Source organism: Pseudomonas sp. Marseille-QA0892, from assembly GCF_054950135.1.
This window is the reverse complement of sequence record NZ_CM143104.1, coordinates 4,535,475-4,550,939: the sequence shown is the minus strand read 5'-3', so window position 1 is coordinate 4,550,939 and position 15,465 is coordinate 4,535,475. Positions and strand designations below refer to the sequence as shown.

The window sequence follows — 15,465 nt, the reverse complement described above, 5'->3', positions numbered from 1 at the left end:
GCCGCGTACCAGAACCTGGGTGCCGGCCAGACCCGCGACGTCGTCGTCAACTACACCATCAGCGATGGCCAGGGCGGCACGGTCGCGCAGACCGCCACCTTTACGGTCACCGGTACTAACGACGCGCCGACTGTTGCATCCGCGCTGACTGCGGCTGCAACCGAAGACGGCACCCCGGTCACTCTGGATCTTCTGCAAGGCGCAGCGGACGTCGACACCGGTGATGTACTGCGTGTTGTAGACCTGCCAACCACGCTGCCGGCCGGCGTGACATTCAATGCCGCCAACCAGACGCTCACGATCAATCCGGCGGATGCCGCGTATCAGAGCCTGGGTGTCGGCCAGACCCGCGACGTCGTCGTGAGTTACACCATCAGCGATGGCCAGGGCGGCACCGTTGCCCAGACGGCAACCTTCACCGTCACCGGTACTAACAACGCCCCGACCGTTGCGTCAGCGCTCACCGCGGCTGCGACCGAAGATGGTGCCGCCGTCACACTGGATCTGCTGCAAGGCGCAACGGACGTCGATGCAGGTGATGTACTGCGCGTCGTCGACTTGCCAACCACGCTGCCGGCCGGCGTGACATTCAACGCCGCCAACCAGACGCTCACCATCAACCCCGCGGACGCCGCATACCAAAATCTGGGCGTGGGCCAGACCCGCAATGTGGTCGTGAACTACACCATTAGCGATGGCCAGGGTGGCACGGTCGCGCAGACCGCCACCTTTACGGTCACCGGTACTAACGATGCCCCAACCGTTGCATCAGCGCTAACCGCTGCTGCAACGGAAGACGGCGCACAGGTCACGCTGGATCTCCTGCAAGGTGCCAACGACGTCGATACGGGCGATGTGCTCAGTGTCATCGGGCTGCCGGGCACATTGCCCGCCGGGGTCACCTACGATGCGGCGAACAACCGCCTGACGCTCGACCCGAGCAACGCGGCTTATCAGGATCTGGCCGTTGGCCAGAGCCGCGATGTCACGGTTGCCTACACCATCAGTGACGGCCAAGGCGGCACCGTCGCGCAGACGGCGACCTTCACTGTTACCGGCACCAACGATGCGCCAACTGTAGCGGCGGCACTCACTGCTGCAGCAGCGGAAGACGGCGCTGCGGCGAGCATTGACCTGCTGCAAGGTGCAGCCGATGTCGACGCCGGCGATACGCTGAGCGTGATCGGCCTGCCCGGCACTCTGCCGGCTGGCGTTACCTATGACGCGGCAACAAACCGCCTGACGTTGGATCCAAGCAACGCGGCGTACCAGAATCTTGCGGCCGGCCAGACGCGCGACGTCGTGGTCAATTACCTCATCAGCGACAGCCAGGGCTCCACCGTTCCGCAAACCGCAACCTTTACAGTTACCGGCACTAACGACGCCCCAACCGTTGCATCCGCGCTAACCGCTTCTGCGACTGAAGATGGAGCAACGGTTACGCTGGATCTCCTGCAAGGCGCCAGCGATGTCGACACGGGCGATGTGCTGCGCGTTGTCGACCTTCCAACAACACTGCCGGCCGGCGTGACATTCAATGCCGCCAACCAGACGCTCACGATCAACCCGGCGGATGCCGCGTACCAAAATCTGGGCGTTGGCCAGACCCGTGATGTGGTCGTTAACTACGCCATCAGCGATGGCCAAGGCGGTACGGCTGCCCAGACCGCAACCTTCACCATTACCGGGACTAACGATGCCCCGACCGTTGCATCAGCGCTAACCGCTGCTGCAACGGAAGACGGCGCACAGGTCACACTCGATCTCCTGCAAGGTGCCAACGACGTCGATACGGGCGATGTGCTCAGTGTCATCGGACTGCCGGGCACATTGCCCGCCGGTGTCACCTACGACGCTGCGAACAACCGCCTGACGCTCGACCCGAGCAACGCGGCTTATCAGGATCTGGCCGTTGGCCAGAGCCGTGATGTCACGGTTGCCTACACCATCAGCGACGGCCAGGGCGGTACGGTTGCGCAAACCGCGACGTTCACCGTCACCGGTACGAACGACGTGCCCGTGGTCAGCAACGCCACAGCGACGACCGAAGAGAACACCGTACTCGATGCACGCGTTCCAGTGGCCACGGATGTGGATGGCACCGTCGTGGGTTACCAGTTGGTTGCCGGAGTCGGTCCGAACAACGGGACGTTGACGTTCAATCCGAACGGCACCTACCGCTTCGATCCGGGCACCGATTTCGATGCGCTGCCTGCGGGCGCGCAGCGGACGGTCTCCTTCACCTACACCGCCACCGACAACAATGGCGGCGTGAGCGCGCCGGCGACGGTCACCATCACGGTTACCGGCACGGACGATCTGCCCGTCATCAGTACGGGCACCGGCTCTGTCGTCGAGCAAGCCCAGCCCACCGCCTCCGGCCAGCTCACGGCAACCGACGTAGATAACCCCGCGCTGGCCTTTAATGCCGGCACGGTAGCCGGTAACTACGGCAGCCTCGTGGTCGATGCCGCAGGCCGCTGGACCTACACCCTCGATAACCGCGCTGATGCGTTGAACGAAGGCCAGAACGCCGTCGAGACGCTTATCGTCACGCTCAATGATGGGTCGCAAACCTCCGTCACCATTGGTCTGACCGGCACCAATAACACCGCCATCATCGGCGGCGATACGACCGGCCAAACCCAGGAAGACACCGTCGTTACGGCCAGCGGCAACCTGACCGTCACTGATGCAGACGCAGGCGAAGCGCGCTTCCAGCCGCAAACCAATACCACTGGTACTTATGGCCAGTTCAGCGTCACGGCTGCGGGTGGTTGGACATATGCGCTGAACAACGCCGCCGCAAACGTACAGGCACTGGCACAGGGGCAGTCCGTCCAGGAAACCTTCACCGTTCGCAGTGCCGACGGTACGCCGCAGCAGGTCACCATCACGGTGTTGGGCACAAACGACGTGCCGGTGGTGACGAACGCCACCGCTACCACCGAGGAGAATACGGCGTTCGATGCGCGCGTCCCGACAGCCACCGATGTGGACGTTGGCGACACCATCGCGAGCTATCAAGTCGCGACTGGCCTTGGCGCGGGCAACGGCACACTGACCTTCAATGCGGACGGCAGCTATCGCTTCGAGCCAGGCACTGACTTCGACGCCCTGCCCGCGGGTGCGCAGCGCACGGTCTCCTTCACCTACACCGCCACCGACAACAATGGCGGCGTGAGCGCGCCGGCGACGATCACCATCACGGTCACCGGCACAGACGACCTGCCTGTCATCAGTACGGGCACCGGCTCTGTCGTCGAGCAAACCCAACCCACCGCCTCCGGCCAGCTCACTGCAACGGATGTGGATAACCCGGCACTGGCCTTCAATGCCGGCACCGTTGCGGGCAATTACGGCAGCCTCGTTGTGGATGCCGCGGGTCGCTGGACCTACACCCTCGACAGCCGCGCCGATGCGCTGACCGCCGGCCAACAGGCCGACGACGTCATCACCGTCACGCTGAACGATGGCTCGATTACCAGGGTGTCGCTGGCCATCACCGGCACTAACAACGCGGCCACTATCACGGGCACCACAACCGGAGCTGTCACGGAAGACACGAACGTCGACCGTGCGGGGAATCTCGTCTCGACCGGCTCACTCGCGGTGAGTGATGCCGACGCAGGCGAAGCACGCTTTATCGCCGGCCAGGCAACGCCGGTGAACGCCGGCAATCTCGGTTCGCTGACGATCGATGCCAATGGCAATTGGGCCTATAGCGTCGCCAACAGCGCCGTGCAATTCCTGGCCGAGGGCGAGACGCGCGTCGAGCGCTTCACCGTCACGACGGCCGATGGCACGGCCGAAACGATTTCCGTGACCATTACCGGTGCAAATGACACAGCGGCGATTACAGGCGTCGCGGCGGGGGCCGTGACAGAAGACCAGGCCATAGCCGACGGCAAACTGGTGTCGACCGGATCGCTCGCAGTGACCGATGCCGATGCGGGCCAGAGCGCGTTCGATACCGGCCGCGTCACCTTTACCGCAGCCAGTGGCGCCACTAACGGCAACACCGCGGCCCTGGGCACCCTCTCGATCACCGCTGACGGCACCTGGACCTACGCTGTCGACAACGCGCGCGTCCAGTATCTCGATGCCGGCCAAAGCCGCGTCGAGACCTACACCGTGCAGTCGCTCGACGGCACGGCGACCCAGACGATCACGATTACCATCAACGGCACCGCCGATGCTGCTGTGATCAGCGGAAACGCGACCGGCGCGGTGACCGAAGACCAGAACGTCTCTGGGGGCAACCTGGTTACTGCGGGCAGCCTGACGGTCACCGACGCGGACGCCGGCCAGAGTGCCTTCAACACCGGCAGTGTGGTGTTCACAGGGGCATCCGGTGTCACGAATGGCAGCACCGGCGCGCTCGGCACCCTGTCGATTACCGCAGGTGGTGCCTGGACCTACACCGTCGACAACGCTCGCGTGCAGTATCTGGACGCGGGGCAAGCGCGCGTCGAGACGTTTACCGTGCAATCGGTGGACGGCAGTGCAACCCAAACCATTACCGTGACGATCAATGGCACCGCCGACGCGGCCGTGATCCGGGGTAACGCAGCAGGGGCCGTCACGGAAGATCAGGCTGTATCCGGCGGTAACCTGCTGACCGCCGGTACGCTGACCGTGAGCGACGCCGACGCTGGCCAGAGCCTGTTCAACATCGGAAGCGTGACGTTCACCGGCGCCTCTGGCGCTACCAATGGCGCCGCGGCCGCGCTTGGCAGCCTGAGCATCGATGCGACCGGCAACTGGAGCTACAGCGTCGCGAACGCGGCTGTCCAGTATCTCGGTGAAGGCCAGACCCGTGTCGAAACCTTCACGGTGCAATCGCTCGACGGCAGTGCGACGCAGGCCATCACGGTCGTGATCACCGGTACCAATGACGCCGCCGTCATCCGCGGCGACACCACTGGGGCGGTCACTGAGGACAGCAATGTCGACCGTATTGGCAACCTCATCAGCACGGGTACGCTGACGTCTACCGACGCCGACGCTGGCGAAGCCGGGCGCTTCGTGCCGGGTACCGCGACAGCGGCACCCGGCACGCTGGGCACGCTTGTCATCAATGGTGCAGGCGCATGGACCTACAGCGTTGCCAACGAGGCCGTGCAGTTCCTTGGCGCAGGTGAAAACCGCGTCGAAACGTTCACGGTGAACGCCATCGACGGCACACCACAGGTGATATCGGTCACCATCACTGGCACCAATGACGTTCCCACCATCGGCGGCGTGAACGTTGGCAGCGTCACCGAAGACACCACGACGACCAGCAGTGGCGTGCTGACCATCAGCGACGCGGATGCCGGCCAGTCCGTGTTCACGCCGCAAACCAACGTCACCGGCACCTATGGCGCCTTCAGCATCGGCGCGGATGGTACCTGGACCTACAACCTGAATAATGCGGCGGCGAATGTGCAGGCGCTGCGCGCGGGGCAGCAGGTCACCGATACCTTCACTGTATTCAGTGGTGACGGGACAGCCAGCCAGGCCGTGACAGTTACCATCAACGGCACCAACGACGCCGCCACGATCACGGGCGATCGCATCGGCCGCGTGACCGAAGACGCGACGACGACCGCGAGTGGGCGGCTGATCGTCACCGACGCGGACGAAGGCGAAGCGGCGGTTGTACCGCGTACGAATGTCGCGGGCACCTACGGAACCTTCAACGTCGCGGCGGACGGGACGTGGACGTACACCCTCAACAATGCGGCGGCGAACGTGCAGGCCCTGCGCGAAGGCGATCGCGTCACTGACAGCATCACCGTGACCAGCGTCGATGGCACGGCAAGCCGTAGCGTGGTGGTTGCGATCACGGGCGCCAATGACGCGGCGACCATCACCGGTAACGCCACCGGCGCGGTGACCGAAGACACGGCCGTGACGAACAATGGCAATCTGGTGAGCACCGGCTCGCTCACCGTCAATGATGTCGATACCGGCGAGAACCGTTTCCAGGTCGGCAACGTCACCTACAAGGGCAGCGATGCCCCGCTCGGCTCGCTCAGCATCACCGCCGACGGCAGCTGGACCTACTCCGTCGCGAACAGCGCCGTGCAATACCTCGGCGCGAACCAGACCCGTGTCGAGACGTTTACCGTCACGAGCCTGGACGGTACGGCTACACAGGACATCTCCGTCACCATCACCGGCACCAACGACGTCCCCGTCATCGGCGGCACGAGTAGCGGCAGCGTTACCGAGGATCGCGTAACCAGCACCAGCGGCGCGCTGACGATCGCGGATGCCGATGCGGGCGAATCGGCTTTCACGGCGCAGAACGCAACCGCCGGGATCTACGGCAACTTCAGCCTCGCGACCAATGGCGTCTGGACCTATACGCTGAACAACGAGGCGGCCAATGTGCAGGCGCTGCGTGGCGGTCAGTCGGTCACCGAAAGCTTCACCGTGACCAGCCTGGACGGCTCGGCCAGCCAGCTCGTGACGGTCACCATCAATGGCACGAATGATGTGCCCGTGATTGGCGGCACCAGCACCGGCACGACCACCGAAGACGTCACCACGCGTGCCAGCGGTGTCCTGTCGATCACTGATGCGGATGCGGGCGAATCGGCCTTCGTCGCGCAAACCGGGATTCGCGGCACATACGGCACGTTCACCGTGGCAGCGGACGGTACCTGGAGCTACCAGCTCAACAACAACGCGGCCAACGTGCAGGCCCTGCGTGCCGGCGAACGCGTCAGCGACAGCTTCACCGTCACCAGCGCCGATGGCACCGCGACCCAGCAGGTCGTGGTGGCCATCAACGGCACCAACGATGCCGCGGTCATAGGCGGCAACACCACAGGCTCCGTAACCGAAGACCAGGACGTCGAAGACAACGGCAAGCTGATCACATCCGGCGCGCTCACCATCACCGATGTCGACGCCGGCGAAGCGAGCTTCAGACCGGGTGCCGCGACCTCTGTCGGCGCCACGCTCGGTACGTTGACCATCACGGCAGGCGGCAGCTGGACCTATTCGGTCGACAACAGCGCCGTCCAGTATCTGGGTGCTGGCGAGACGCGCATCGAACGGTTCACCGTGACCAGCGTCGACGGCACGGCGCAGACGATCTCGGTCACCATCAATGGCACGAATGACGTGCCGGTCATTGGCGGCAATACCGTCGGTGTGACAACCGAGGATGTCAGCACGATCGCCAGCGGTACCTTGACGATCCGCGATGCCGACACCGGCCAGAGCAGCTTCCAGGCGCAGACCGGTGTGACTGGCACCTACGGCCAGTTCAGCGTCGATAGCAATGGTGTCTGGACCTACAACCTCAATAACGCCGCGGCTAATGTTCAGGCGCTCAATGCCGGGCAGCAGGTGACCGATCGCTTTACGGTGGTCAGCGCCGACGGCAGTGCTACACAGACCGTGACCATCACGATCAACGGCACCAACGATGCCGCGACCATCAGCGGTCAGGCGGCTGGCGCAGTCACCGAAGACAGCAACGTGACCGCAGCCGGCAACCTGATGGCATCCGGCAACCTGACGGTGACGGACGTTGACGCCGGCCAGAACGTCTTCAATACCGGCAGCGTCACCTACACCGGCGCCAGCGGTAGCACCAACGGTAATGCCGCGGCGCTTGGAACCCTGTCGATTTCCGCCAACGGTACCTGGACGTATAGCGTCCCGAACGGCGCTGTGCAGTATCTCGATGCAGGCCAGTCGCGCGTCGAGACATTCACTGTGAAGTCCCTCGACGGCACGGCGACGCAGACCATTACCGTCACCCTCAACGGCACCGCGGATACGGCGATCATCTCGGGCGTCGCCACCGGCGGGGTGACCGAGGACACCAATGTGTCCAACGGCAATCTCGTCTCGACCGGCGCGCTTACTGTCACGGATGCGGACGCAGGCCAAAGTGCGTTCAATACCGGTAGCGTCACCTTCGCCGGTGCGACCGGCACCACCAATGGCGCTGCAGGCGCGCTAGGTACCCTGTCCATCACGGCGGGTGGCGCCTGGACGTATACGGTCGCCAACGGCGCCGTTCAATACCTGGGTGTCGGGCAGTCGCGCGTTGAGGCGTTCACGGTCAAGTCGCTTGATGGCTCGGCGTCCCAGACCATCACCGTAACCATCAACGGTACGAACGACGTCGCCACCATCAGCGGGCAATCCAGCGCAGGCGTCACTGAAGATACAGCCGTGAATGCCGCTGGCAATCTCACGGCGAGCGGAACGCTGAGCGTGAGCGACGTCGATGTCGGCCAAAATGCCTTCAATACCGGCAGCGTGACGTTCACTGGGGCCTCGGGAACCACCAACGGCACCAACGCGGCGCTGGGCAGTCTGTCGATCAACGCGGCGGGCAATTGGGCCTATGTCGTCGACAACAATGCCGTCCAGTACCTCGGTGCAGGGCAGTCACGCATTGAGACCTTCACGGTCAAATCCGTCGACGGCACAGCCACGCAGACCATCACGGTCACCATCAACGGCACCAACGATGCGGCAGTGATCGGTGGCGTATCGACAGGCGCCGTTACCGAGGATACGGGCGTTGTCTCTGGCAATCTCACCACCAGCGGCGCACTGACCATCAGTGATGCAGACGTCGGCCAAGCCAGCTTTACGCCAGGCGCCGCCACACCGGTCGGCGCGACACTTGGCTCGCTGAGCATCGCCGCGAACGGCACCTGGACCTATACCGTCGCCAACGCGGCCGTGCAGTATCTAGGCGCGAACCAGTCGAAGGTCGAGAGCTTCACCGTGAAGTCCCTCGACGGGACAACCAAGACGATCGACATCACCATCAATGGCACCAACGACGTGCCCGTGATCGGCGGCCAGGCCACCGGTGGGGTCACTGAAGATTCGGTGACCAAAGCCAGTGGTACGTTGACGATCAGTGATGCAGATGCGGGCGAATCAAGCTTCCGGCCTGCCAATACCACAGGTACATACGGCAACTTCGCCGTCGATGCGGCCGGCAATTGGGTCTATACGTTGGATAACAGCGCAGCGAACGTGCAAGCGCTGCGTGGCAACCAGCAGGTCACCGATACCTTTACCGTCACGAGCCTCGATGGCACGGCGACGCAGGTCGTCACCGTCACGATCCAGGGTACCAACGACGTCGCCACCATCAGCGGCACCTCCGCGGGCTCGGTCACCGAAGACAGCATCACGCGCACCAGCGGCACGCTGACCGTGGCAGATGTCGATACGGGCGAAGCAGGCCTGATTGCCCAGAGTAACGTCGCCGGTAACTACGGCACGTTCTCGGTGACGCGCGACGGCGCCTGGACCTACGACCTCAACAACGGTGCTGCCAACGTTCAGGCGCTTCGGGCCAACCAGACCGTCACGGAAACCTTCACCGTCAACAGCCTGGACGGCAGCGCAAGCCGCACGGTGACGGTGACCGTTGTTGGCACGAACGACGTGGCCACCATCACCGGTACCGCGACGGGCGCCGTGACGGAAGACGCCAATGTCGACACGCGCGGCAACCTCGTCGCGACCGGCACACTCACCGTCAACGACGTGGACGCCGGCGAAAACGTGTTCCAGACCGGTAATGTCGTCTACACCGGCGGCGGCAACCAATTGGGTACGCTGTCCATCACGGCGGGGGGTGCCTGGACCTACACGGTCGACAACGCCAAGGTGCAATACCTGGCCGCGGGCCAAAGCAAGGTCGAGACCTTCATGGTCGTCAGTGCGGACGGCACGGCGACCCAGACCGTTACCGTCACACTCAACGGCACGAACGATGTGCCGGTGATCGGCGGCGCTACGACGGGCAATGTCGTGGAAGACGGCACCACACGCGCAGCGGGTCAGTTGACCATCACGGATGCCGACGCCGGCGAGGCCACCTTCCGTCCCCAAACCGGAGCGACGGGCACCTATGGCACCTTCACCGTGGCGGCTGACGGTGCCTGGACCTATCAGCTAAATAACAACGCGGCCAACGTGCAGGCTCTGCGCGGCGGCGAGCACGTGACCGACAGCTTTACCGTCGTGAGCGCCGACGGCAGCGCCAGCAAGGTCGTGGCTGTCACCATTATCGGAACGAACGACGTGCCGGTCATCGGCGGTGCGACCACCGGCTCGGTGACCGAGGATACAACGCTTCGCACCACCGGTACGCTGACGATCACGGACGCCGACGCAGGCGAGTCGAGCTTCGTCGCACAGGCGGGCACGGCCGGCACCTACGGCACCTTCGCACTCGACAGCAATGGCAACTGGAGCTACCAGCTCAACAATGCTGCCGCGAACGTCCAGGCCCTGCGTGGCAGCGATCGCGTCACCGATACCTTCACGGCCGTCAGTGCCGACGGCACCACGACCAAGGTGATCACGGTCACCATCACTGGCACGAACGATGCCGCGACCATCAGCGGCAGCGCGACCGGTGATGTCGTCGAGGACGGCGCCACCACCGCGTCCGGCACCCTGACGGTCGCGGACGTGGATACCGGTGAGGCAGCCGTTGTGCCGCAAACCAACGTCGCCGGCACCTACGGTAGCTTTACCGTGAACAGCGCCGGCACCTGGACGTATGCGCTCAACAACAATGCTGCGAACGTGCAGGCGCTGCGTGGCGGCGAGCGCGTCACCGACAGCTTCACGGTCACGAGCGTGGACGGCACTGCCAGCAAGGTGGTCACCGTTACCGTAACCGGCACGAACGATGTGCCGGTTATTGGCGGCGCCATGGCCGGCTCGGTCAGCGAGGATGGCACCCAGACCAGCACAGGCGCGCTGACCATCAGCGATGCCGACACCGGCGAGTCCACCTTCCGTGCCCAGAGTGGAACCTCGGGCACGTACGGCAGCTTCAGCGTGAATGCCAGTGGTGTCTGGACCTACACGCTGAACAACAGCGCGGCGAACGTGCAGGCGCTCCAGGGTGGCCAGCAGGTCACCGACACCTTCACGGTCGTCAGCGCCGATGGCAGTGCCAGCAGGGTCGTGACCGTCACCGTCAACGGTACGAATGACGTGCCGGTCATCGGCGGCGCTACCACCGGGTCGGTGACCGAGGACACGGCGCTGGCCGCCCGGGGCACCCTGACGATCGCCGATGCCGACGCTGGTGAATCGAGCTTCCGTGCGCAGACAGGCACGACGGGTACCTATGGCAGCTTCACGGTGGGCGCCGACGGCGCATGGACCTATACGCTGAACAACGGCGCCGCGAATGTCCAGGCGCTCAAGCAGGGCCAGGTCGTCACCGACAGCTTCCCCGTCACGAGTGCCGATGGCTCCGCCACGAAAGTGGTGACCGTGTCGGTCACTGGCACCAACGATGCGGCCGTCATTGGTGGCACCACCACAGGCACCGTCACCGAAGATAGCAACGTGTCCAGCGCCGGCACACTGATCACCAGTGGCACGCTGACCATTACCGATGTGGATACCGGCGAGGCCAGCTTCATCGCAGGCACCGCAACACCCGTCGGGACGACGCTGGGTAGCCTGACGCTCACCGCTGCAGGCGCATGGACCTACTCGGTGGACAACAGCCGCGTTCAATACCTCAAGGAAGGCGAGACACGCGTCGAGACGTTCACCGTCAGCTCGGTCGACGGCACGACGAAGACGATTGCCGTCACCCTTGTAGGCACGAATGAGCTGCCAGAGACCAATGACGTCACCGTCACGGGCAAGGAAGACACAACGATCGCCGTGACACTGAGCGGCAGCGACGTGGACGGTACGGTGTCCGGCTTCGTGCTGACAGGTCTGGGTGCCAACGGTACGTTCTACAGTGATGCGGCCGGCACCCAGGTGCTGTCGATCAACTCGATCGTGAATGCCAGCAATAACGGTGCGACGGTGTACTTCAAACCCACCGGAAACTGGGCGGGCACGACAACACTTCAGTACGCAGCCATCGACAACAATGGTGGCCGCGATGCAACGCCCGCCACGGCGACGATCAACGTCGCTGCCGTGGCAGACGCCCCGATGCTCAACCTCAGCGGATACGGCGTCGTGAGTTCGGCCATGGTTCGTGAAACCTTCAACATCACCACGCTAGGCACCGGCGGCAGCGGCGCGCCGCCCGCGCAAATGCAGGCCGCCATCGATGCCGCAACGCCGGCAAGCACCGGCACGACGACCACGGCCAACAATGGAAACGTCGCGGCAGGCATCGGTACGCACCTCTCGGCGTGGGTCTATCTCGAAGCGGGCAAGAGCTACACGTTCAGCGGTGTCGGCGACGACAGCATTCGCGTACTCATTGGCGGCAACGTGGTGGGTGAAGCGACATGGGGCGGCTCATCCGGCCGTATCACGGGCACAGCCTATACACCCAGCGTCAATGGCTACTACAGCTTCGACCTTTACCATCACAACCAGGCGGGCGCCGGGAGCTATTCGCTTAACCTCAGTGTTAATGGCAGCGCGCCGGTGGCCTTCACCAGCGCAAACTTCCCCGTCATCCAGAGCGTTACCGAACTCGATAGCGCGCTGCTCAATCATTCGGCGCTGCTCGGCAGCGACGGCCAGGGCAACGGTTACTACGCGCTCTATCCGGTGAACGTGGGTGACGAAGACACGACAATCCGCCTAGCGAACGTGACGGCGGCGTTGGCGGATACCGATGGATCCGAAAGCCTCAGGGTGGTTTTGAGCAGTATTCCCGTGGGTGCGACGATCTCCGACGGCACCAATACGTTCACGGGCCGCACCGGCGCGACCAGCGTGGACGTCACCAACTGGAACCTCACCAAGCTCACACTCGTACCGAAGGCGGACTACAACGGCACGTTCAACCTGATCGCGACTGCAACCTCCACGGAGGCCAGTAACGGCGACACGGCGAGCACAACCGTGACGATCCCGGTCACGGTGTATCCGGTCAACGATGCGCCCGTGATCAACACAGGTGCTTCGACACTGGCCGTTGCAGTCTCGGAAGAAGGGCTGAGCGGTGGCAACCCGGACAATAGCGGGACCAACGATACGACGAACTCGGCCACCGCGTCCGGCAGGGTCGTGGCCACCGACGTTGATGGGGATACGCTGACCTATAGCCTCATGGCGCCCACGGGCACATTCACTTCCAACGGCACCGCCATCATCTGGACCGGTTCCGGCACTGACACCCTGGTCGGTTCAGCCAATGGCAAGGAAGTCTTCCGCGCCACGATCGACGGCACGGGAACCTACACGATCAAGCTCTCGGGGGGCATCGATCATCCGATCGCTGGCGTGGAAGACGCGTTGAACATTCCGCTGGGTGTGCGGGTGAGCGATGGCACGGTGGCGGTAACGACTACCGTGAACGTCAGCGTCGAGGATGACTCCCCAGTCGCCAACTCCACCAACGTCCGCATGGAACAGGGAGCGATCGGCACCAACGTGCTGCTGATGCTGGATACCTCGGGCTCCATGTCGGATGGCAGCGGCGTGTATTTCAACGGCGTGCAAATGACGCGTCTGCAGGTCATGCAGAAGGCCATTCGCGAGATGCTGAATGCCTATGATGATGTAGGCAACGTGAAGGTGGCGATTTCAACCTTCTCGGACAAGCTCGACACGGCGCCCAAGTACGCCTGGCTGTCGGTCCCGGAAGCCCTGAACGTCATCAACAACCTGGTGGCCACGGGCGGTACCAACTACGACTACGCACTCAGCAACGGCCAGGCCGCATGGAACGCGGGCGGCAAGCTGACCGGAAATGTGCAGAACGTGTCGTACTTCTTTTCCGACGGCGCGCCAACATTATCCAGCTCGAATCCGAATCCGTCGAACAACCCCGGTAACGCAACGGACCCGTCGTTGGGTGATGGCATCGACGCAGCTGAAGAGGCGGCTTGGGTCAGGTTCCTGACTGCCAACAAGATCGACTCGTTGGCGTTGGGCTTGGGGCCAGACGTCCCACAGACGTTCATGAACCCGATCGCTTATGACGGGCGAACAGGTACGGATCTGGACGCGATCGTCGTCGGCAACCTCAACAATTTGTCGCAGGTGGTAGCGGGAACGATCACCATGCCGCTCTATCAGGACAGCATCATCACGGGGTCAGCCGCAACCGGCACTTCTTCGTTCGGGGGGGACGGTGGCTATGTGAAGTCCGTTGTAGTGGACGGTGTCACCTACACCTACAACCCGTCTACCGGGGCTCTCAGCGCCTCATCAAGCGGGGCTGCGTTCAGCTACAACAGTACGGAGCACACATTAACCGTCACGACGAAGCTGGGCAGCAGTTTCACGATGGACATGGACGACGGAACGTATCGTTACACGGCGAAAACGAATGGGTTTGGCACGGATCGAATTGCGTTCACGCTCAGCGACTATGACGGAGATACATCAACCAACAGCCTGAACTTCAACGTAGTCAGCGGCATCAGCGCGGCTGTCGATGATCGCATCATCACCAACATCACTGGCTCCAGCCTGACGCTGTCGGCGGCAGCCCTGATGGCAAATGACGTGGCAAAAGACGGCACGACGATATCCACCGGCAATCTGACGCTCGCTCGAGGGTCGGATTTCACTGCGGCAACGCAGCAAACGCTCAATGCTCGGTCGGTGGACGAGTACACCGTAAGCCGGAGTAGCTTCTCCAAATCGGGTCTGGTGGATTCCGCGACAGCAGCAATCAGTGGCGCCATCTCTGGCACTAATTCCACCGGTAACAGCACCGATCTACTCACTGTCCGCCTCAAAGCTGGCGAAACGCTCTCCCTGAGCGGTACGGCGAGCACGTCTGCTAGCGTCAGCTATAAGCTGGCAAGCGACGCGAGCGGCCCCTATACCACCTATAGCGGTCCTATCACGTCCGCTGCAGAAGCCGACTATGTCATCAAGGTAACTAACACGACCCAAGCGAATGGGACCTACAACCTGACGATGAGGATCGGTTATGCCAACGCTTCGCTCGATGGCACCTACACGGTCACGGATAGCACAGGCGCTACCGACCAGGCTGACGTTACCGTTACCCAAGTGAACAGCACAACCCTGACCGGGACCGGGGGCAACGATGTTCTTATCGCCAACGACACCGCGACGACGCTCAATGGTGGTAAAGGTGACGATGTCTTGTGGGGCGGAAGGGGCAACGACATCCTTAACGGTGGCGAAGGCGATGACATCCTCCGCGGGGGCTTGGGCGACGACATTCTGACTGGCGGTACCGGGCGCGATACGTTCTTGTATCTGAGGGGCGATGTCGGCAGAGACACCATCACTGACTTCAAGGTGAGCGAAGGCGATACGCTGGACCTGAGAGACTTGTTGGTCGGCGAGAAGGACGCCACGATCGACAATTACCTAAGAGTCGATACGTCCAACGGCACCTCCACGATAAGGATCAGTACGACGGGCAACCTTGCTAGCGGTTCGGATGCGTCGATCACGTTGAGTGGCGTAGATCTGTCGAGCTACGGTGCGAACTCTTCGGAAATCATCAGCAAATTGATCGACCAGAACGTCATCAAAACCGACCACTGA

General features: G+C 63.1%; 1 protein-coding gene (cut by a window edge). It reads left to right on the top strand.

Annotated features, from left to right (window positions below; genetic code table 11):
* Window positions 1-15,465 carry the 3' portion of a VCBS domain-containing protein gene (locus ACY8D3_RS21035; RefSeq protein ID WP_462380792.1) on the top strand. The gene continues 13,374 nt to the left of window position 1, outside the view, so the window shows 15,465 of its 28,839 coding nt (coding positions 13,375-28,839); its start codon lies off the left edge, out of view; it ends in the stop codon at window positions 15,463-15,465.